This window comes from Mesobacillus jeotgali (assembly GCF_031759225.1).
Taxonomy (GTDB): domain Bacteria; phylum Bacillota; class Bacilli; order Bacillales; family Cytobacillaceae; genus Mesobacillus; species Mesobacillus jeotgali_B.
On the sequence record NZ_CP134494.1, the window covers coordinates 2,282,869 to 2,304,833 of the forward strand.

Below are 21,965 nucleotides of genomic sequence, written 5' to 3' on the forward strand. Positions count from 1 at the left end.
TGCTTATTTAGGAAGCATTCATCAAATATAGTCAGCAGGGAGTTTTATCATGGAATTTGAAGTTCAGTACCTTTCTTTTTATGTTGTACAGGTAGAAGGGAAAGGTGAGCAGGCAGATAAAAGATATAAGCATTTCCAGACCTTGAATGAGGAAGAATATGAATCCGGCCCTTTAAAGGATTTCCTCGATGGGGAGTTTGCAAAAATCGTCAAGCGCAAGGTTGAACGTCATCCAAAAACTGACGAAGTTCCTACAAAACTAGGATACTTCATCGTTGAAGAAGGACATGATTTAACATCCAACCCAAACTACAATCTGTTCCATCGTGTCCGTTTTGCGGAGTCAAAAGAGGCATTCCAGCAAGAGAGTGAAAAGTTCGCCATCGCTTACGTTGATACAAGCGCAGTCAGATGCGGTGCATTCATCGTGGCACGAGCAAAGCTTCGCAAGTTTTTTGACGATGCGTTTGTGTTCATCCTGAAATGTGACTTTGAACCAAAAGTAGCTTCAATATCTGATGAATCTACATTGATTCGTCAGGTTGAAATGGCTATTACGACTAAAAACATGAAATCCATCCAATATCCATATATGCCTGAAGAAGGCATGATCCAGGACAACGAACTAAAAATCAATCAATCATCACATGCACGATACTTTGAAGATTTCCTCAAATATGTAGAGTATGGCCAGTCGATGCCGGAAATCGTAAAAACTCAGGTCATCGAAATGGTCAGAGGGCATATGGAAGAAACCTTTGAGCCTGAAAGCGAGGAACGGGAGCAGCTCGAGAATGCGATGGAAATCTGGGCCGCAAGCGATAAACGTGAGCTCCAGGAGCGGTTCGAACCAGAGCAGGTGATTGAAGCGGCTGCACAGTTGATCGAGCATACACCTGAACTGGAGCTAAAGATGAAGCTCGACCACATTTTTGTAAAAGGGCTGCTAGCAGATTATGGTGACAGTATCCATCTTGCAAAGGTTAATGGAAAGTATGTCATCATGATTGAAGCTGATACGATTACCTTTGAAAAAGGATTTTCGCCAGTCGAATTTGCCAAACCAGATGAAATAGGCACTGTTGTTGAAAGAATCAGGCAAAAGGGCTGACAGATGTTCATAGCCATAGCAGTTCAGCATATTTAATACTTATAGAAACACTGGCATATTCAATGGCCAGTGTTTTTTATATTGTCACACACTTCACATTTTGGTTACAATTGGAAAGTAGGGTGTTGGCAAGGGGGAGTAAGGATGGTCACAACATATGTAAACTGGGGCAATGCAAGAGTTAAGTTATCATGGCTGGAAGAGGGTTCGCTTCCTCCCAGGGATTTAATCAGCAGTGTCCATGGCTTTTGCTTTCGCGATGACAAGGTGCTCCTAGTTAACTTGAATCGACGCGGCTGGGATATGACGGGCGGTCATATTGAGGCAGATGAAACTGCTGAAGAGTGTTTTAAGAGGGAAACTATGGAGGAGGCCTATGTTTCTGGTGAATGCACACTTTTAGGTTCGATTATGGTCGATCATAGTGCAAACTCGCAATGGAATGAGGATAGTCCTTATCCTAAAATCGGTTTTCAGGTGTTTTACCGGATGGACATAACGGAAGTACATGAGTTCGAAGCAGAATACGAATCCTCAGAACGAATTTTCGTGGATCCAGATCAGGTACAAGAATATTACCATGATTGGCACCAGCTTTATGAGCATATTTTAAGAATCGCAGCAGGCAAAAAATAATAGATTAAGATAGTTAGGGTGAAGAAGATGGACGCAATTAAGCAAAATAGTCTTGCATGGGACAAGAAGGTAGAAAGTGAGTCAGTATATACCAAAGCGGTCTCCAGGGAGATAATTGAAAAAAGCAAAGCAAGCGAATGGGAAATTACCGTGACAACGGGAAAACCGGTTCCAAGAAACTGGTTTCCTCAATCGTTGGCAGGCTTGAAGGTTCTATGTCTTGCTTCTGGCGGAGGACAGCAGGGGCCTGTTCTGGCGGCAGCTGGCGCTGATGTAACGGTTGTTGATATTTCCAGAAAACAGCTGGAGCAGGATGAGTTTGTCGCTAAAAGAGAAGGACTTCAATTATGCACTCTGCAATGCAGCATGACAGATCTTTCGGCATTCAGCGATGAAGAATTTGATTTGATCGTCCACCCGGTGGCCAATGTCTTTGTTGAGGAAATTTCCCAGGTGTGGAAAGAAGCTTCAAGAGTATTGAAAAACAAAGGAACACTTATTTCGGGCTTTACAAATCCCCTCTTATTCATCTTTGATGATGAAGAAGATATGAAAGGGAATCTTGTGGTGAAGAATAAAATTCCCGGATCTTCTTTGGACAACCTTACAGACTATGAAAAAGAAAAATATATAGAATCAGGTAATACCATTGAATTCTTTCATACACTAGAAGACCAGATTCAAGGTCAGATCGATGCCGGATTTGTCATTGCCGGATTGTATGAAGATGATTTTGGCGGCAGAAGGCCACTGGATGAGTTTATTCAATGTTTTGTCGCAACAAAAGCAATTAAAATAAAGCTCTGAAAATTTTTACCCTAAGTAACCCTTAGGGCTTTTCTTATTATATCTGGATTAAACCATATTACCCGGAGTAGTACCAAGCTCCAGCTACCTTCACCCTGAGTAGTCCCTTGGATAAATTTATTAGAATATTTAGACTAATAGTTGAATATTTCAATATAAACGTTATAATAAAGTTACCAATACATACCGACCGGTTAGTAGAAAATAGTAGGGGGAATAATATGAGATTTGAAAACAAGACGGCAATCATAACTGGCGGGGCCAGTGGAATTGGACGTGCAGCCGCACTCCGCTTTGCTCATGAAGGGGCCCAGGTTGTAATCGGTGATTTAAATGTTGATGGCGGCCGGGCAACAGCAGGCCTGATAGAAGAGCAGGGAGGAAGTGCACTTTTTGCCGAAATAAATGTAAGCGATTCCAAGCAGATGAAGGAACTTATTTCGGTAACTGTCGAAACCTTCGGGAAGCTGGATATTCTTTTTAATAACGCAGGGATAGGAAATCCGAATGTGAAAAGTGTCGATCTCGCGGAAGAGGAATGGGACCAGATCATTGATATTAACCTTAAAGGCGTTTTCCTCGGTATTAAATATGCTGTTCCAGAGATGAAAAAGACTGGCGGCGGCGCAATCATCAACACCTCAAGCTTGCTTGGGATAAAAGGGCAAAAATATCTAGCAGCTTACAACGCATCGAAAGCCGGGATCATCCTGCTGACCAAAAATGCAGCTTTGGAATATGGGAGAGATGGTATCCGTGTAAATGCCATTGCACCTGGTGTGATCGATACCAAGATTATAGATGGTTGGAAAAATGATGAGAGGAAATGGCCGATTATTTCGAGAGCTAATGCGTTAGGCAGAATCGGGACACCTGAAGAGGTCGCTGATGCGGTCCTGTTCCTCGCTTCAGATGAAGCTTCTTTTATTACCGGTGCCACTTTGTCAGTCGACGGCGGTGGACTGACATTTTAGCCATATAAAATTAAGTTAACAATTGAATGGGGGAAATTAAATGAGCGAGAATAATGTCTGGCTTTCCAAGTATCCTGACTCCATTGCTACAACAATTACTATTCCTGAGAAGTCTTTGCCGCAAATGCTGCGAGAATCAGCAGAGAAGTATCCTCACAATAATGCTTTATCCTTCTATGGCAGAAAAGTCACCTATGAACAATTATCCCAAACAGTTACACATTTTGCTTCAGCACTGCAAAACAGAGGTGTGGAAGCTGGAGACCGGGTTGCCATCATGCTTCCAAACTGTCCACAATATGTCATTTCCTATTATGGTATATTGACCGCAGGTGCGATCGTTACCCAGGTTAACCCTATGTCTGTTGAACGTGAGCTTGAATATATTCTCAATGATTCAGGAGCGGAAACGATTGTAGTGTTTGATGCTCTCTATGCGAAGGTTAAAAGTGTTCAGGCCTCTACGAAGCTACGAAACATTATCGTAGTCAGCCTGCAGCCCTCTGAACACTCTTTTGCCCCGGACACTAAATTTGAAGCGTTTTTATCAGAAAGCAGCGGCAGGACATCAGTGGTGGATGTTAATCCGGCGAATGATATCGCTGTCCTGCAGTATACGGGCGGGACTACAGGAAGATCCAAGGGTGCGATGCTGACCCATCGTAATCTCCTGGCCAATGTACTGCAATCACATGAATTCTTCAAGCATGACATCAAACCTGGGGTTGAGCGCTCATTGACGGTCATCCCCCTGTTCCATGTATTCGGGATGACAGCATGCATGAATCTATCAATCTATACAGGCGCAGAAATCATCTTATTGCCTCGCTTTGACCTGGAAGAAGTACTTAATACTATAAAAAATGAGCAGCCAACTATGTTCCCAGGTGTACCGACCATGTATGTCGCAATCACGAACCATCCGAAAGCGGAGGAGTTTGGAATTGGCAGCATAGAAATTTGCAACAGCGGCAGTGCACCAATGCCAGTAGAGCTGATGAAGGAATTCGAGAGAAAAACCGGCTCAAAAATCCTAGAAGGGTATGGCCTATCAGAAGCCTCTCCTACTACACATTGCAATCCAAGCTTTGCGGAGAGAAAGCCTGGCAGTGTCGGTATCGGCATGCCTTCAACAGAATACAGAGTCGTCGACCTGGCAACAGGGACAGAAAACGTTCCGGCTGGAGAGCTCGGTGAAGTCATCATCAAAGGTCCGCAGGTAATGAAAGGTTACTGGAATATGCCGGAAGAGACAGCCAACACCTTAAGAGATGGGTGGCTATATACAGGAGATATCGCTAAAGTAGATGAAGACGGATATCTCTACATTGTCGACAGGAAAAAAGACATGATCATCGCGAGCGGATACAATATTTATCCGCGTGATATTGAAGAAGTCCTATATGAGCACCCAGCTGTACAGGAGGCGGTTGTCATTGGCATCCCGGATGAATACCGCGGCGAAGCTGTAAAAGCAGTGATCGTCCTAAAAGCTGGCAAAGAAGCAGATGAGGACCAGATCAAGGAATTTTGCCGGGAAAATATGGCCGCATACAAGGTCCCGAACGTCGTCGAATTCCGTGAACAGCTTCCAAAGACAAGTGTTGGCAAGATTTTACGAAGAGCCCTAAGAGAAGAAGTGAAGAGTAGATAAATACTTTAAACTGAATCGGACAGGGGGTAAAATATGGTATAATTTCTGTGCAGACTAGTAGGATTGCGAGGACAGCAAAGTGAAAGAAAAAATTACCGAACACAGTATAAAATTATTTGAGAAGAAAGGCTTCAGTGAGACATCCATCCAGGATATTGTCGATTCCATTGGAGTAACTAAAGGTTCGTTTTATTATTATTTTTCCAGCAAAGAAGAATTACTGATGGATATACATCTCAGATATATTGACGAATTATTGGCTCGTCAGGAAGAGATACTCTTAGAACAGTCAACAAGCAAACAAAAATTATACGATATTGTTTATATGCTGATCAGCAGCATTAAGTCTAAAGGGGCATCCGCAAAAATCTTTTTCAGGGAAATGCGTCACTTAAGTGATGACAGGCTGGCACAGATTGTTGCAAAGCGGGATCAATTTAGATTGAACGTGGAATTGCTTATTCGTAAGGGTATTGACAGTGGCGAATTCCGTCAGGATTTAAATCCAATTATCGTCACCTTTGGCATTCTGGGCGCTGCTAATTGGAGCTACCAGTGGTTCAATCCAATGGGAAAGGTATCCGATCGTGAAGTGGCCGAGATTTTTGTCGAAATGATCCTGAAGGGAATCGAAGTTAGCTGAAGAATAGTGTAGAAGGAGGCGTGTTAAAGCTTGGCCTCTTTCTTTGCTATTTACATACCAACCGGTTAGTACGAGAAGATCAATTTAAATTCACCGAAGTGAAAGTGGGGAGACCTATGCAGGAGATCCAGGTACAGGCACGATTTGGAGAAACAGATGCACTGGGGCATATCAACAACACTAGCTATTTTGTTTATTTGGAGGAGGCACGGATCCGCTTTTTTGAATCATTGGGATACAGCATGGAATTGAATGACTGGAAGTTCATTTTAGCATCAACTAAGTGTGATTTTGTCAGCCAGGGTTATTTTGACCAGCTATTAACTGTTAAGACTTATGTATCAAGAATCGGCTCGAAAAGCTTCCAGCTTGAGCATGACATTGTTTGTTCACAAACACAGCTGCTGATTGCTAAGGGAACCGCAATCATTGTGTACTATGATTTTAAAAATCAAAAGAGTGAAATTTTACCCGAATTGCTGAAAGAAGGGCTGAAAAGTTATTTATTGCCTATAAATAACTGAATATTTCGTAAAAATAAAGGAGGTGAAAGGATTGAGATTCGCAGAAACAGTGGTTCTTGTTACAGGAGCGGGGAGTGGAATCGGAAAAGCGGCCGCCGCCCGGTTTGCTAGTGAAGGGGCAAAAGTAATATTGGTCGGACGAACGAAATCCAAGCTTGAGAGAGCGGCAAAAGAAATAAATGAATCACTCAATATTCCCATGGCTGAAATCTTTCCTGCCGACGTGACTGACGAGGAAGATGTTTTAGAGTTAGCAAGATACGTAGAGGAGCAATTTGGGGAACTGCATGTTCTTGTGAATAATGCCGGAGGTTCTGTCCACTCAAAAATCATGGACACTACAGCACAGGATTGGGATTTTGTCCAAAATACAAATTTAAAAAGCGTTTTTCTGGTTTCGAAAATACTTGGAAAACTTATGGCTGAATGTGCAGACAAGGAATCGGATATTTCACATAACCGTTCAATTGTGAACGTGGCCAGTTTATCCGGACACCAGGCTGGTGCGCATATCCCCCACTATAGTGCCGCTAAGGCGGGTGTCATCAATTTTACAAAAGCATTGGCATTGGAATTGTCCCAATACGGAATCAGGGTAAATTCAGTTTCACCAGGATTCGTGGAAACACCCTTGACTGAGCAGGGAATGCAGAATGAACAATTTGTAAAAGCAATAAGAAAAAATACAGCCTTAAAGCGAGCTGGCAAGGCCGATGAAATCGCGAATGTGATTGCTTTTGCCGCTTCACAGGAAGCTTCCTACATGACGGGTTCTGACATACTTGTTGATGGCGGCTGGCTGATTAAATAAGCTTAAGACTCTTCTAAGTCTATGAAAGGGTGATATTTTTGACGAATGTTAAAACAAATGACCATTTGGTAAATAACAAAAATGGGAGCGTACTTTCCTTAACGCTAAACAGACCTGAAAGCTTGAATGCCTTCAGTCCGGAAATGATCCTAACACTGACAGATACATTACGAGATGCACAGAACGACCCTGAGGTAAAGGTAATCGTTTTGTCAGGCGCCGGACGATCGTTCAGTGCTGGCGGCGATGTAAAAACGATGGGCCAGGCAAACGCGGCAGGAGTATATGACCATATAGGCAGGCTGAACGAATGTATCCTTGCAATGAAAGCTTTGGAGAAGCCGATTATTGCAGCGGTTCATGGCTTTGCTGCTGGCGCAGGTTTTAATCTCGCACTTGCTTGTGACTTGATTGTCGCTGCGGATGACAGTAAATTTGCGCTAAGCTTTTCGCAGGTCGGCCTTGTCTCAGATGGCGGCGGTTCCTATTTCGTCCCTAGACTAGTCGGTCCACACCTGGCAAAACAATTTATGTTCACTGCAGAACCAATACCGGCACAGCGTTTATACCAGCTTGGAGTCATAAACTATCTCGTGCCTTCTGCACAATTACAGGAAGAGACACTTAAGCTAGCCGGACTTCTTGCAAGTGGGCCATCGAGAACATATGGGATGATTAAAAAACTGGTCGACCATTCCTTGACAGCGACGCTTGAAGAGATTCTTGAACAGGAACGGATTACACAGACTATGATGGTTTCCACGGAAGATCATCAAGAAGGCATTGCAGCCTTTAAGGAAAAAAGAAAACCAAACTTTACAGGCAACTAAGGAGGAGGCAAATCATGAAAGCAATTCAACTGAAAGAATATGGCGGTCCGGAGGTTCTCCAGGTAGTAGAGCTGGAACGCCCAGTTCCTAAAGGGCATCAAGTTCTAATCGAAATCCATGCAATCGGTGTCAACTATGCTGACACTGCAAGGAGAGAAGGACAGTATGTTGTTCCAACAAAACTTCCGTTTATCCCTGGTGCAGAGGTTGCGGGCGTAGTCGTTGAAACAGGAGAATCCGTAACAAATGTTCAGGCAGGCGACCGCGTTGTTACCTTGATTGAATCTGGAGGTTACGCTGAGTTTGCCCTGGCTGACAGCCGTGGACTAATACCTTTGCAGGACAAAATGGAATTTGAGCAGGCGGTCGCACTCCCGCTTCAGGGTCTGAGTGCTTATCATATCCTGAAGACGATGGGACGCCTGGAAGCAGGAGAAACCGTTCTGGTCCATGCGGCAGCAGGTGGAGTCGGCACGCTGGCTGTCCAGCTTGCAAAGCTATCAGGCGCAAGCAAAGTAATAGCTACTGCTAGCACTGAGGACAAACTGGTTTTGGCCGCTGATATGGGAGCTGATGTTCTTATCAATTATACGGAAGAAGGCTGGGAGGAAAAGGTTCTCGAGGCAACAGAGGGCAAAGGGGTCGATGTCGCACTGGAAATGGCAGGCGGCGAAATTTTCAATAAAACCCTCAAATGTCTTGCCACTTTTGGGCGTCTGGTGATCTATGGAGTTGCCAGCGGGGAACAGAGCCGCTTTTATCCGTCTTCCTTGATGGCGAGAAACCAGTCTGTCATAGGCTTTTTTCTTCCACAAATCATGAGGAAGCCAGCCTTGATTCAATCAAGTATGGCTGAAATGCTTGGTTATTTATCAAAGGGGCAATTAAAGCTTACAATCGGAGGAGTATTCTCCCTCGAGGAAGCAGCTGAAGTCCATCGTCTTTTACAATCAAGGCAGACGAAGGGAAAGCTGATTCTTAAACCTTAAAAAGGGGGGATTTGAATGGCAAGTATTAATACGGTAACTGGTCCTATTAAAGCTGAGCAAATGGGTAAGACACTGATTCATGAGCACTTTATCTTTGGTTATCCTGGTTTCCAGGGAGATGTAACATTGGGTGCCTTCAATGAAGAATCCGCTCTGGAAGAGGCAATTAACATTGCCAGGTACATGCAAAGCTTTGGTGTAAAGACAGTCGTGGATCCGACGCCTAATGAGTGTGGAAGGAACCCGGAATTTTTAAAGAAAATCTCGGAAGCTACCGGTCTGCAAATTATTTGTGCTACCGGCTACTATTATGAAGGCGAAGGAGCAACACCCTATTTTAAGTTCAGGCAGGCCTTGGGAACAGCCGAAGAAGAAATCTATCAAATGTTCAAGGAAGAGCTCACCGAAGGTATTGCAGGGTCGGGAATAAAACCAGGAGTGATCAAGCTTGCTTCAAGCAAAAATGAAATCACAGAGTATGAAAAAATGTTTTTCAGGGCAGGCGCACGTGTACAGCAGGAGACTGGCGCAGTAATCCTTACACACACCCAGGAAGGAACGATGGGACCTGAACAGGTAAGGCTGTTGATTGAGAATAGAGCAGATCCAGGCAAAATCATCATCGGCCATATGTGTGGAAACACCGACCCTGAATATCATAAGGAGGTTATGGATCAGGGAGTCAGGATCGGCCTGGACCGCTTTGGCATCCAGGGGATGGTAGGTGCTCCTTTCGACCAGGAACGGATTCAGACTTTATTGACTTTGCTAAATGAAGGATACCAAGATCAAATTTTGCTGGCACATGACACCGTGAATATCTGGCTCGGTCGCCCTCCTGTTATGCCGGAACAGGCAGCAAAAATCATGGAAAACTGGCAGCCAGGCCATATCTTCAATAACATTTTGCCACGGCTTAGAGAAAATGGAGTGTCAGAAACTCAAATTGATAAGATGCTCGGCGGAAATGCAGTTGGGCTTTTCACTGGCGCTCCTGCAAAGGTAGTTTCCTAGAAACATTTCTTGCAGCTGATTTAAGATCCTAAGAAAGGGGCGAAGACCTATTCAAAAAATTATACCGCTTACGCTGGATTCGCCTTTTTCTGAAGGAATCGTTGTTGTATATGCGGTTTTAGGTGAAACAGCGACACTTATAGATACAGGCAATCCAGGCGAGAAATCCTTTTACCAGCTGAAATCTCTGCTAAAAGATCATGATCTCAGTTTTAGAGACTTTGACCATATCATTGTGACCCACATGCATACAGACCATTGTGGAGGAGTCAGCCTGATTCAGCAGGAGGCCAGCCTTCCTGTGTATGTACATGAACTCGCCAGGCCAGTGATTACAGGAGGAGAAACAGAGTTTAATAGAATCAATCTTTTTTTCAGTGATTTTCTAAAGGAATGTGGTGCTGACCCTGCCGTTCATCAGCATGCACGGAAATACAAAGAAGAAATCTGGCAGAATGTTCATTATGTCAATGAAGGCGATGAAGTTTACATAGGTGGAAGACCCTACAGTGTATTGCATGTTCCCGGACATAGCCAGACGGATATCCTTCTGATTGATGAGCTGCAGGGGATTACATTTGTCGGAGACCATATCATTCCCGAGCTGGCCGTCAACGCCTTCATAGAGCCTCCTGTACCAGGTAGGAAACATCGTCCGTCTCCCTTGATTCAATACAGGGAATCCCTGATTCGCTCAAAGGGCATTAAGCTTGGAAAATGTTATTCAGGACATGGATTACCCTTCACACAGCACAATGAGCTCATTGATAAAAGGTTGGCACAGCAGGATGCACGCTGTCAGCAAATCCTCAAGGTGTTAAAAGAGGGTGATAAAAATGTTTATGAAATTTGCCAGAAGGTATACCCGCACTTGAAGGGGAAGATCGTTTTCCTTGGGCTCTCACAAATACAAGGCCATCTTGATTTGATGGAAGCCCGAAATGAGGTGATGAAAGAGGAACGAGATTCAATTGTTTATTATAGGGTGATCTGATAGTTGGCTAGCTTCTTATACTTTTATCAGGAGTGGATTAAATGAAGCTGAAAGAGCTGCTTGAAAATAATATCAGTAAATACGGTGCATATCCATTTATCTATTATAAAGACCAACAGTATACAAATATAGAAACACGGTCTTATGCTGACAAGATCGCGAATGGCCTCCATAAACTTGGAGTAGGAAAAGGCGACCGGGTAGTCGTCTGTATGCCAAATAACCCTGAAGTGATATTTTCCTATCAAGGCATTACCAGGAGCGGCGCTGTCATTGTTCCAATCATGTTCACCCTGCATCCAAAAGAAATTCAGTACATCATCAAAAATTGCGAAGCCAAAGTTGTCATTGCCTCTTCCTATACAGCAGAAAATATGAAAAAGGCGATAGAAGCCCTGGAAGTCAAACCAATCCTGGTTGTTACAGATCTTCCTGGCAGTGATGATTCGTTAAACCTATATGATTTGATGTCTTCAGAATCAGCTGACACCGAGGAAGATTCTGATGAAAACGGAACCGCCGTGATTTTATACACCTCAGGAACGACTGGAAATCCGAAAGGCGTTCTATTGACCCACAAAAACCTCTACACCAATGCAGTCAACTCCGCAGCCCATAATGAAACCGAAAGAGGCGTTACGATTGGCGTCCTCCCTTTAGCGCATGTATATGGCCTTACGATATCGAATACGTGCTATATAACGGGAAGTTCAGTTGTTGTTTTCGCCCGGTTTGATCCAGAAGAAATTTTCAAAGCTATTGAGACTTATAAAGTAAAAGCTTTCTCCGCGGTACCAGCGATGATCCACGCAATGGTTGGCAGCCCAAAAGCCGACCATTATGATACATCCTCCCTTGAGTGGATCGGCTCTGGGTCCGCACCGTTGCCTATCGTGCTCCTGAACGGTTTTAGCAAGAAGTTCGGCGCGAAAGTGTTTGAGGGTTATGGATTATCAGAAGCGGCCCCCATCGTGACAGCGCATAATAAAAAAATTGAAATTAAACCTGGTTCAGTCGGAATCCCGCTTCCAGGGGTCAACATAAAAATTGTCGATGAACAGGGAAGTGAAGTCCCTGCAGGAGAGGTTGGGGAATTGATTGTCTCGGGTGACAATGTTACCCCTGGCTACTACCAGAACAGAGAAGAAACAAACAAGGTCATCAAGGATGGCTGGCTTTTCACAGGTGACATGGCCAGAGTAGACAACGAAGGCTATCTCTATATTGTCGACAGGAAAAAGGATTTGGTAATCAGGGGCGGTTTCAATGTATATCCCCGTGATATTGAAGAGCTGCTGAACGCCCATGATTCTGTCTCAGAGGCCGCTGTTTTAGGAGTACCTGATGAAGCGATGGGTGAGGAAATCGTCGCATGTGTCGTGAAAAAGGCTGGATCCACTGCTACAGAAGATGAACTGATCCATTACTGCCAGGATAATCTGGCTAAAAACAAAACACCTAAGCGGATTGTTTTTATGGAAACTTTGCCGCGGAACGGAGTCGGCAAAATCCTCAAGACCCGTCTAAGAGAAACAGCTGCAACTATCATCACAAAATAAAGACATTAACCGAGGAGGAGTGCAAGTGGAACAAAGAACAATGTTAACAACCAGCAAGCGGGGGTTGCAGACGGAATCATTCCCATTCCGTCTCTATCAAAAAGCGAAGAAATTCGGGATCTGGAACCCTGCTGACATTGATTTTACCCAGGACCAACAGGACTGGAAACAGTTGGACGCCGAACAGCAAAATGATATTCTGCGCTTGATTTCACAGTTCCAGGCTGGTGAGGAAGCTGTCACCCTTGATTTGCTGCCGCTGATCATGGCCATCGCTAAGGAAGGCAGGCTGGAGGAGGAGATGTTTTTAACCACCTTCTTGTTTGAAGAAGCCAAACATACAGAGTTCTTCCGGCTTGTCCTGAATGCGCTAGGGGAAACAGGTGACCTATCAGGACACCATACAGAAACTTATAAAACGATTTTCTATGAGATTCTTCCAACAACGATGGACCGACTGCTGACAGACCAATCTCCAGAAGCTATCGCTGAGGCATCCACTGTTTACAATATGTTCGTTGAGGGAGTCCTAGCTGAAACAGGCTACTACTCATTCTATCAAAATCTTGAAACACTCGGTTTGATGCCAGGACTGCTCAAGGGGATCGGAAATTTGAAAAGAGATGAATCAAGGCATATTGGGTATGGGACTTTCCTGCTGCAAAGACTGATTTGTGAGCATCCACATTTGTACGAATTTGTTGAAGGAAAAATGCAGGAACTGACCCCGCTTGCCATCCGTTTGAACCAGGAGGGATTCAAGGGGAAGGATGTAAGTACTTTCGGAAATCAGATTGAAGATACAATGAATTTTACCATGAAGCAGCTTTCTGTCCGGATGGACATCCTCTCCCGTGCAAGAGGCAAGCGGATTGAAGAGATTTATAAAGTTTCAGAGACTGAGATGGGAGTTCTGTAAACAAATTAGAATGATAGAGGAGGAAGAATAATGACTGTAAATGTCGATGTAAAAACGTTCCCGTTATTCATTGATGGAAAATGGGAGGCAGCGAGCAGCCAGGAAACCTTTGATGTATTTAATCCGGCGACTGGAGAAATGGTGGCACGAGTGGCAAAAGGGAATGCAGCCGATGTGGACAGGGCCGTCGGTGCAGCACGCAGGGCATTTGATGAAACCGACTGGAAGGATATGAAACCAAAGGAAAGATCGAAGGTGCTTTATGCGATTTCCTATCAAATTGCTGCTCATGCTGAGGAACTGGCTTACTTGGAGGCTATCAGTTCTGGCGGTACGGTGAGGAGAATTGGCGCAAATGATATTCTGCAGATGGTCGATTTGTTCCAGACACTGGCCAAGTTCGTTGAAGAATATCAATTCTCGGAAACGCTGCCAAGTCCGCCATTCCCTGGACCGGCTCATAATTTCATCTGGCGCGAACCAATCGGAGTTTGCGCAGCGATTACTCCTTGGAACCTGCCAATGGTGATTGCGACATGGAAAATCGCTCCAGCATTGGCGATGGGAAATACAGTTGTCGTCAAGCCGGCAAGCTACACTCCTTTATCAACTTTGAAGCTGGCTGAAATCATTTCACAGGTCGTTCCTCCTGGAGTCATTAATGTCGTGACTGGCCCTGGGACTGAAGTAGGCGAAAAGCTGGCAAGTCACCCAAAAGTTGATAAGGTTGCTTTTACAGGCTCTACTGAAGTAGGTCGAAAGGTAATGCAGCTTGCTGCAGGGACAGTGAAGAACACGACTCTGGAGCTTGGTGGTAAGTCACCTAACATCATTTTGAAGGATGCTGACTTAAGCATCGCACTGCCAGGAAGCTTATTTGGAGTGTTCCTGCATTCGGGGCAGCTTTGTGAATCGGGTACGAGGTTGTTTGTTCCGGATCATTTGCACGATGTAATTGTTGAGAACCTTGTGAACCTTGCAAGGAAAATCAAGTTAGGAAACCCACTTGACCCAGCAAGTGATGTGGGCCCGGTCATTTCAAAAAGGCAAAAAGAGACGATTTTATCCTATATCGAAGCAGGAAAGGCAGAAGGTGCTACTCTTGTTTGCGGCGGAAACGAAGCTAAGGTTCCTGGCTGTGAAAATGGACATTTCATTGAACCAACCATTTTCACGAATGTAACGAATGACATGAAAATTGCCCGAGAAGAAATCTTCGGACCAGTATTATCAGTTATCCGATATACCGATTTAGACGATGCCATCAAGATGGCGAATGATTCCATTTATGGTCTTGCTGCCGGTGTTTGGACCAGGGATGTCAATAAAGCTTATGAGGTTGCCCGCAAACTTCAGGCAGGTGTTGTCTGGATCAATGATTGGCATATGCTTCGCAATGATGCCCCATTTGGCGGGTACAAGCAGAGCGGAATCGGCCGCGAGATGGGCAAGCATTCGCTAGATGCCTACACCCAAGTCAAGCATGTACACACTTCAATGGTTCCTGAAGCACATAAGCGGACTTGGTATGGACTGCTTTTATCCGATACAGCTGAATAAAGATATTTTAAAAAACTAAATGAGGTGAAAAGGATGCAAACGACAACATTATCACAGTTCTCCCTGCGTTCGGCAATTTACAGTGGGTCAAATTCTCGTGCCATGGTACCTGATTTGTTCAAAGGTTTAGGGTCTAAAAGAGTTGTTCTTTTTAGCGACAGGGGTCTGGAAAAAGCCGGAGTAGTAGAAAAAGTCGCCCAGATTTTCGAGTTGACCGGTAAAGGTACTGGCCCTGAACTTGCCGGGATTTACGTCGACATTGCCCAGGATGCCGAGAGCCGTTCGGTGAATGAAGCTCTCCGGTATGCAAGGGAAGTGGGGGCTGACGGGCTGCTTGCTGTTGGAGGCGGCAGTGTGCTGGATACAGTTAAGGGAGTAAAGTATGCCATGCATAAAGGGCTAACCGACATCAAGGAAGCAATTCCTGGCGGCTTCTTATTCGAGCAATTTCCTAAAGCGACGCATATCCCGATTCCGCACATTGCCATTCCGACAACTGCGGGAACAGGATCCGAGGTGTCACCGATCGCGGTCATCTACAATGAGGATATCCAGATGAAAGGCAATATCATCAATCCTTTCCTCAGTGCGGACATTGCGGTGCTGGATCCTGATTTAACAGTGGGTCTGCCGGCGGCAATCACGGCTTTTACCGGCTTTGATGCATTGACTCATGCGATTGAGGCATTTGCATCACCTAGTGCCACTGCACTGACGGATGCCCATGCTTTGCATGCAATCAGGCTGATTGAAAAAAATCTTCCGGTTGCAGTAGCAGAGGGTTCCAATCTTGACGCCAGAATGGAAATGCTGCAGGCGAGCTTAATGGGAATCACCGCATTCAGCTTTGCTTTGAACGCGATTCCAGTCCATAACTTCGCCCATGCATATGGGGCATTGTTCCGGATTCCTCATGGACTGGCAAATGCCGTTTTCCTCCCTGTGGTTATGGAATATGTACCAAGCCTGTATCTTCCAAAAGTAAAAGAACTTGCCTCGGCATTGCGTGTTGACTTTGATGCTGATGAAGAGAATGAGGCCGTCCTGGCAAAAGTGATTGAAAAGTTGCGCCTGCTTCAACACAAGACCGGATTGCCATCGAACTTTACAGAATACAACATAACCGAGGAAGACCTGGAGCGGGTTGCGGGTGCCGTTGCCAAGGACCCTGCAGCCGTATCCTTCCCGATGCCAAAAGAACTGATCCATGCAGTCGGCCAGCAGGTCGTCCCATTAGGGGTTAAATAAAATGGTTGTAAGAGGGGGAATCCGTCTGGGATTCACCCTCTTTTTACAGTTTCATAACAGCTTAGGTTTATAAAGGAGTGATTAGATATGAATTTTGATTTTACTGAGGAGCAGGAGCTATTAAGAAAAACGGTCAGGAGCTTTGTCGATAAAGAAATCATGCCATATATAAAAGAATGGGATGAGAAACAGCATTTTGAAACCAGTATTTTAACCAGGCTTGCTGACCTGGGACTCATGGGTGTCTGTATACCGGAACAATATGGCGGGAGTGGAATGGACTATATTTCCCTAGCGATTGTCTGTGAGGAACTTGAGCGCGGTGACACTGCCTTCAGGACTGCTGTATCGGTGCACACCGGGCTGAACAGCATGACTTTGCTACAGTGGGGAAATGAGGAGCAAAAGCAAAAGTACCTGGTACCACAATCTAAAGGGCAGAAGGTAGGAGCATTCGGCCTTACTGAACCTAATGCAGGGTCCGATGTCGCGGCAATGCAGACAACGGCGAGGGACGCAGGAGACTACTACGTACTCAATGGATCAAAAACATGGATATCATTATGTGATGCAGCAGACCATTTTCTTGTATTTGCCTACACGGACAGAAGCAAAAAACACCATGGCATTTCTGCTTTTATTGTGGAGAGAACCTGGGAGGGATTTTCATCTAAAGCAATAAAAGGAAAGTTGGGAATTAGGGCCGGAAATACCGGTGAGATTTTCTTTGATCATGTAAAGGTTCCTAAAGAAAATCTGTTAGGGCAGGAGGGAGACGGCTTTAAGATCGCGATGTCTGCACTGGATAATGGCCGTTTTACAGTAGCGGCGGGTGCATGCGGAACCATCATGGCAAGCCTTGAGGCCAGTGTGAAGTATTGTCATGAACGAAGCACCTTCGGCAAAGAAATCGGCAGGCACCAGCTTGTCCAGCAGATGATCGCCAAAATGGAAGCAGGCCTCGTACAGTCCAGATTGCTGGTATACCGTGCAGGCTGGCTGAAAAATCAGGGGAAGAGGAACACTCGGGAAACCTCCCTGGCCAAATGGCAGGCATGCGACTATGCCTATGAAGCTGCAAATGATGCCGTCCAAATCCACGGAGCCTATGGATTCTCCAACGAATATCCGGTTGAACGGTATTTGCGTAACGCCAAAGCACCCGTCATTTATGAAGGTACACGAGAAATTCACACAGTCATGCAAGGAGAATATGTCTTAGGATATCGAGTTGATAAGCCACTTTCCAATATGCTCCCAACCTGGCCATTTGAGCCCGTTTCCGAAGAAACTGTGAAATAAGCCACCGGGCTTGTATCTCGTAAAATGCAGTAGCTCTGCTTTGCCCGCTTTTCGATGAGCAGCACTTTTTCAGTAAATGCAGACAATCTGCTTTGCCCGCTTTTCGATGAGCAGTTCTTTTTAGGTAAATGCTAAATGCAGACACTTTCCTTTGACCGTTTTCCGGTGAGCAGCTCTTTTTAGGTAAATGCAGACACTTTCCTTTGACCGTTTTTAGGTAAACAGTTCTTTTTAGGTAAATGCAGCACTCCTTGCTACCATTATGGCAGCAGCAAACACCTATCCGGACCTACACACCTATAACTACCAAAAAGGTGATCACCTTATAAGTAAGTGATCACCTTTACTCTTATAAAATCATTTCAGACTGTACGTAGTGGTACAGAAGTTTTGCCGTGTTTTCAATAGAATCCTTGTGGGTTCTTTCGAAAGCGTGGGAGGAGTCGATTCCCGGTCCAATCAATCCATGGATGATATCGTGCCCTGAACGGATTGCTGCTGAGGCGTCAGAGCCATAAAATGGATAAATGTCGAGTTTGTAGCCAATCTCATTATCGATTGCCAGTTGAGTCAGCCTTTTCCTCAGCTCGTAATGATACGGGCCGCTTGCATCCTTGACACAGATTGAAACGGTGTACTCATCCGTCGACTGGCCATCACCCATTGCTCCCATATCAACCGCGAGATACTCAACCGTCTCAGGCGTAATATTTGAATTTCCGCCATAGCCAATTTCTTCGTTATTAGAAATCAAGAAATGTGTTGTATATGGCAATTCAATATTTTCACTCTTAACTTGCTTGATTAACTGGAGCAGGATCGCGACGCTTGCTTTATCGTCAAGATGGCGGGATTTGATGTATCCTGATGGTGAAATTTGAACACGCGGATCAAAAGACACAAAATCTCCTACTTCAATTCCTAGGTCTCTTACTTCATCGGCGCTATGTACTTTTTCATCAATTCGGACTTCCATATTATCCTGGTTGCGTTCTGCTTTCCCAGCATCCTTGTACACATGCACAGATGTCTGGTGCATCAAAATCGTCCCAGTGAATTTTTTCCCGCTTGAAGTTTCAATTTCGCAATACTCACCTTCGATTGAGTTGTATTTGAAGCCGCCAATCAAATCAAGCTTAAGACGTCCGCTCGGTTTGATTTCTTTTACGATCGCACCAAGAGTATCGACGTGGGCAGTCAGCATTCTATGGTTCTGCTGATCCTTGCCAGGAAGAGTCGCAATCAATCCGCCTTTGCGGTTCCGCTTCGTTTCAACCTGCAGTTCCTTTAAAAAATTTTCTACATATGTAATGACTTCGTTCGTATTTCCTGAAGGACTGGGGATGCTGACCAATTCCTTCAATAAATTCAATGTTTCATCTGTGTTAGGGTATGCCATCATAAAACTCCTCTCGTCATAAATCTTCACGCAATTCTTATTATAAACTTTTTTCCCCAACGAAAGTAAGCATTTATCTTGTAATACTGTAATCACAAACCCAGTCTATTCATATTTTGATTATGGATGGATTTTGGGGAGGGATTAAAATGAACGGGTATTGGTTCAAATATTCATTGCTGCAATGGTGCAATGAGATGGAAGCGAAATTAGGTTCCGTTAAAGGGCAGTTCAGAGAATCTGGTGAGGAGTCAATATTACAAGAATGGGAGGAAAATCTCCTTACATTGAAACAAGAGGCGCAACATTCATCGGATGAGGAAGCACTATATGCCCAGGCTAGAGACTTATATGACGATTTAAACAGTTATTTGGGTGGGTCTGACTTAGAAAGTGAGCGCCAGCAAGGCCAGCGACTTCAGCCTGTCCCTATAGGCGGCCACAGACTGCCTCCATTGCCTTATGCTTATGATGCGCTTGAGCCTGTTATTGATCAGGAGATAATGAGACTTCACCATTTAAAGCACCATCAAAGCTATGTGGACGGCTTGAATAAAGCCGAGAAAGAAATGCAAAAAGCCCGGCAGACCGGGGACTTCAGCTTGATTAAACATTGGGAAAGAGAAGCAGCGTTCCATGGGGCGGGGCATTATCTCCATACGATTTTTTGGAGCATAATGAGTCCAAGAGGGGGCGGTTCTCCAAAAGGCCAGCTTGGAAAAGCGATCAACGATTCATTCGGCAGTTTCGATCAATTGAGGAAGCATTTTACAGAAGCAGCTAAAAACGTAGAAGCTGTGGGTTGGGCAATCCTTGTCTGGTCACCGCGAGCTCATCGCCTTGAAATCCTCCAGGCAGAAAAACATCAAAATTTAACACAATGGGATGTTGTTCCGCTTCTGGTTCTGGATGTGTGGGAACACGCTTATTATCTGCAGTATAAGAACGAGCGGGCACAATATGTTGAAAACTGGTGGAAGGTAGTCAATTGGAAAGAAGTTGAGCAGCGGTTCAATAAGGCCAGGACGCTAGCATGGCAGCCGTTTTAGGGAGTGACTATTTGTCACCCCTTTTTTTGCATAAATGCAACCTCAATGTAAACACTAAACATATGTTCGGGAGGTGTTATTTTGGAAAGCAAAGACTTTAACCAGATTTACAATGATTATAAAGAGCACAGCCAGGGACAAGCGGAACTGGAAGCTAACTCACCACAATCAGGGAAAGAACAAATCGTTGCCGTCCGTAAAAATGATGATGGCGACCTGATTGCTTTTAAAACAGAAAGCGGAAGAGAGCTTGATTATGTTTCTGCTCTTACTGAGGCCAAAGCGGGAAAACTGGCCCATGTGGATGTATTCCATAAATATGGCCGTGATATTCTCAGGAGCGAACCCGATGGAATCAAAGAAAACAACCTTGATCATTTACCACATTTCTAGCAGGGAGAAATCCCTGTATTTTTTATTTCTCATGAATTTATAAAAAATGATTATTTATGTATAAATACAGGGATTTTTCATAATCCAGCTCCAGCGCCTAGCCCCTCGAGTCGCTTCGGTCCGCCCAATGAAGTCAAAGAACGACTTCACCGGTCAGCCCTCCAGCGCTTGTCGGGGCTGAACAAGGCGCTTGCGCTTTTTGGATAAAATAACTTGATTTTTCAGAAATTTCACTCTAAAATTAAATTAACATACCAACCGGTAGGTATGTAATGCAAGGCTTAGACATACATTTTAATAGACTATTAAAATTGAAGAATACGATGGGAGTGACTTGAATGCATTTACGCCTGACAGAAGAACAAAAAATGGTGCAAAAGACGATTCGCCGATTTGTAGAAAAAGAATTAGTGCCGCTCGAAAATGAAGTGTTAAGAAATGAAAGAGAAGGACGTCCAAGCCTTCCTCCTGGAAAACTGCGTGAACTGCAGCTTAAAGCTAAAGAGGCGGGATTCTGGGGAATCAATACACCGGAACAATATGGCGGTGCAGATTTAGGCCAGATGATGATGGCCATCGTCCTGATGGAAGTTTCCAAAACGTTCGTGCCTTTCCAATTTGGCGGTTCAGCAGACAACATTCTTTATTATGGAAATGAAGAACAAAAGCAAAAGTACCTGATTCCAACCATCAATGGTGATAAAAAATCGTGCTTCGCGATGACAGAGCCTGGAGCTGGTTCGGATACAAGGAACATTAAAATGACGGCTGTAAAGGACGGGAATGAATGGGTCCTGAATGGTGAAAAGACGTTCATAACTGGCGGAAATGAAGCGGATTTTGTCATGGTCATTGCGATCACTGATAAAGAAAAACACCGTGCCACAGGCCGTGATGGCGTGACCTGTTTTATTGTCGACCGTGAAATGGGCTGGAAATCAGAATTCATACATACGATGGGCGAATGGGGACCGGCGGGACTGGTGTTCGATAACGTCCGCGTACCAGAGGAAAATATCCTGGGAGAAGTCGATGGCGGCTATAAGCTGGGACTGGAATGGATCGGATTTGCAAGATGGGTTGTTGGCGCAAGGGCGATCGGAGCCGCGGAACGCTTGCTGCAAATGGCCATTGACTATTCGAAAGAACGGATTACCTTTGGCAAACCGATTGCTGAAAGACAAGCTATTCAGTGGATGATTGCCGATTCAGCTGTGGAAATTGAAGCCGCACGATGGCTCGTACTCAATGCCGCATATACTCTTGATGCCGGTGAGGATAACAGGCATATGGCATCGATGGCAAAATTGTATGGCTCCAACATGGGGAACAGAGTTGTTGACCGCGTCATGCAAATTCACGGCGGTATGGGCTACACTAGGGAATTGCCAATCGAGCGCTGGTACCGAGAAGCAAGACTTTGGAGGATTTACGATGGCACGGATGAAATCCAGCGCATGATTATTGCCAGGGATCTTTTGAAAGGACATGTAAAAATCGGCCAGTTTGTATAACAAATTAATGTAAGCGTTAACAGATTGATAGATAG

Annotated in this window: 21 protein-coding genes; 20 read left to right on the top strand and 1 reads right to left on the bottom strand. The window is 44.7% G+C overall.

What is annotated here, in order from left to right:
• Window positions 1-49 precede the first annotated feature (49 nt).
• The 17 genes from RH061_RS11435 to RH061_RS11515 all read left to right on the top strand — a co-directional run bounded on the left by RH061_RS11435 (window position 50) and on the right by RH061_RS11515 (window position 17,575).
• Complete coding sequence (locus tag RH061_RS11435) at window positions 50-1,111, top strand: DUF3900 domain-containing protein (protein WP_311076173.1); 1,062 nt, start codon at window positions 50-52, stop codon at window positions 1,109-1,111.
• 144 nt (window positions 1,112-1,255) lie between these two features.
• Complete coding sequence (locus tag RH061_RS11440; RefSeq protein WP_311076175.1) at window positions 1,256-1,747, top strand: NUDIX hydrolase; 492 nt, start codon at window positions 1,256-1,258, stop codon at window positions 1,745-1,747.
• A 27-nt stretch (window positions 1,748-1,774) separates the two neighbouring features.
• Window positions 1,775-2,554, top strand: a complete 780-nt coding sequence (locus tag RH061_RS11445) for a class I SAM-dependent methyltransferase (protein WP_311076178.1) — start codon at window positions 1,775-1,777, stop codon at window positions 2,552-2,554.
• 221 nt (window positions 2,555-2,775) lie between these two features.
• Complete coding sequence (locus RH061_RS11450; protein WP_311076179.1) at window positions 2,776-3,528, top strand: SDR family NAD(P)-dependent oxidoreductase; 753 nt, start codon at window positions 2,776-2,778, stop codon at window positions 3,526-3,528.
• Between the two features lie 40 nt (window positions 3,529-3,568).
• Window positions 3,569-5,182, top strand: a complete 1,614-nt coding sequence (locus RH061_RS11455) for a long-chain-fatty-acid--CoA ligase (protein ID WP_311076181.1) — start codon at window positions 3,569-3,571, stop codon at window positions 5,180-5,182.
• 79 nt (window positions 5,183-5,261) lie between these two features.
• A complete protein-coding gene (locus tag RH061_RS11460; protein ID WP_311076183.1) occupies window positions 5,262-5,825 on the top strand; it encodes a TetR/AcrR family transcriptional regulator in 564 nt (187 codons plus the stop codon).
• Window positions 5,826-5,941: 116 nt separating this feature from the next.
• On the top strand, window positions 5,942-6,349 hold the full coding sequence (locus RH061_RS11465; protein WP_311076184.1) for an acyl-CoA thioesterase: 408 nt from the start codon (window positions 5,942-5,944) through the stop codon (window positions 6,347-6,349).
• A 31-nt stretch (window positions 6,350-6,380) separates the two neighbouring features.
• On the top strand, window positions 6,381-7,160 hold the full coding sequence (locus RH061_RS11470; RefSeq protein WP_311076185.1) for an SDR family NAD(P)-dependent oxidoreductase: 780 nt from the start codon (window positions 6,381-6,383) through the stop codon (window positions 7,158-7,160).
• 38 nt (window positions 7,161-7,198) lie between these two features.
• Window positions 7,199-7,990 carry an enoyl-CoA hydratase/isomerase family protein gene (locus RH061_RS11475; protein ID WP_311076187.1) on the top strand — a complete coding sequence of 264 codons (792 nt, stop codon included), beginning with the start codon at window positions 7,199-7,201 and terminating at the stop codon, window positions 7,988-7,990.
• Between the two features lie 14 nt (window positions 7,991-8,004).
• The gene (locus RH061_RS11480) at window positions 8,005-8,979 is read left to right on the top strand and encodes a quinone oxidoreductase family protein (RefSeq protein ID WP_311076189.1); all 975 of its coding nucleotides are present in this window, start codon (window positions 8,005-8,007) and stop codon (window positions 8,977-8,979) included.
• Window positions 8,980-8,994: 15 nt separating this feature from the next.
• Entirely contained in the window at window positions 8,995-9,993 is a 999-nt protein-coding gene (locus RH061_RS11485; protein WP_311076190.1) for a phosphotriesterase family protein, read from the top strand.
• A 97-nt stretch (window positions 9,994-10,090) separates the two neighbouring features.
• A complete protein-coding gene (locus RH061_RS11490; protein WP_311076373.1) occupies window positions 10,091-10,987 on the top strand; it encodes an MBL fold metallo-hydrolase in 897 nt (298 codons plus the stop codon).
• A gap of 41 nt (window positions 10,988-11,028) precedes the next feature.
• Window positions 11,029-12,546, top strand: a complete 1,518-nt coding sequence (locus RH061_RS11495; protein ID WP_311076191.1) for a class I adenylate-forming enzyme family protein — start codon at window positions 11,029-11,031, stop codon at window positions 12,544-12,546.
• 25 nt (window positions 12,547-12,571) lie between these two features.
• Window positions 12,572-13,465 carry a R2-like ligand-binding oxidase gene (locus RH061_RS11500; RefSeq protein WP_311076193.1) on the top strand — a complete coding sequence of 298 codons (894 nt, stop codon included), beginning with the start codon at window positions 12,572-12,574 and terminating at the stop codon, window positions 13,463-13,465.
• A gap of 30 nt (window positions 13,466-13,495) precedes the next feature.
• The gene (locus RH061_RS11505; RefSeq protein WP_311076195.1) at window positions 13,496-15,025 is read left to right on the top strand and encodes an aldehyde dehydrogenase family protein; all 1,530 of its coding nucleotides are present in this window, start codon (window positions 13,496-13,498) and stop codon (window positions 15,023-15,025) included.
• Between the two features lie 33 nt (window positions 15,026-15,058).
• Window positions 15,059-16,273 carry an iron-containing alcohol dehydrogenase gene (locus RH061_RS11510; protein WP_311076197.1) on the top strand — a complete coding sequence of 405 codons (1,215 nt, stop codon included), beginning with the start codon at window positions 15,059-15,061 and terminating at the stop codon, window positions 16,271-16,273.
• 87 nt (window positions 16,274-16,360) lie between these two features.
• Window positions 16,361-17,575, top strand: a complete 1,215-nt coding sequence (locus RH061_RS11515; RefSeq protein WP_311076198.1) for an acyl-CoA dehydrogenase family protein — start codon at window positions 16,361-16,363, stop codon at window positions 17,573-17,575.
• Between the two features lie 349 nt (window positions 17,576-17,924).
• Here the strand turns inward: RH061_RS11515 and RH061_RS11520 are convergent, their stop codons facing one another.
• Window positions 17,925-18,974, bottom strand: coding sequence for a M42 family metallopeptidase (locus tag RH061_RS11520; RefSeq protein ID WP_311076374.1), 1,050 nt, complete (start codon window positions 18,972-18,974; stop codon window positions 17,925-17,927).
• Between the two features lie 149 nt (window positions 18,975-19,123).
• On the opposite strand from RH061_RS11520, the gene RH061_RS11525 reads away from it, so the two are divergent.
• From RH061_RS11525 to RH061_RS11535, 3 genes are all read left to right on the top strand, one after another.
• On the top strand, window positions 19,124-20,023 hold the full coding sequence (locus tag RH061_RS11525) for a superoxide dismutase (RefSeq protein WP_311076199.1): 900 nt from the start codon (window positions 19,124-19,126) through the stop codon (window positions 20,021-20,023).
• Window positions 20,024-20,104: 81 nt separating this feature from the next.
• Window positions 20,105-20,416: a DUF3892 domain-containing protein gene (locus RH061_RS11530; protein WP_311076200.1), complete on the top strand. Its 312-nt coding sequence runs from the start codon at window positions 20,105-20,107 to the stop codon at window positions 20,414-20,416.
• A 338-nt stretch (window positions 20,417-20,754) separates the two neighbouring features.
• On the top strand, window positions 20,755-21,930 hold the full coding sequence (locus RH061_RS11535; protein ID WP_311076201.1) for an acyl-CoA dehydrogenase family protein: 1,176 nt from the start codon (window positions 20,755-20,757) through the stop codon (window positions 21,928-21,930).
• Window positions 21,931-21,965: the final 35 nt, after the last annotated feature.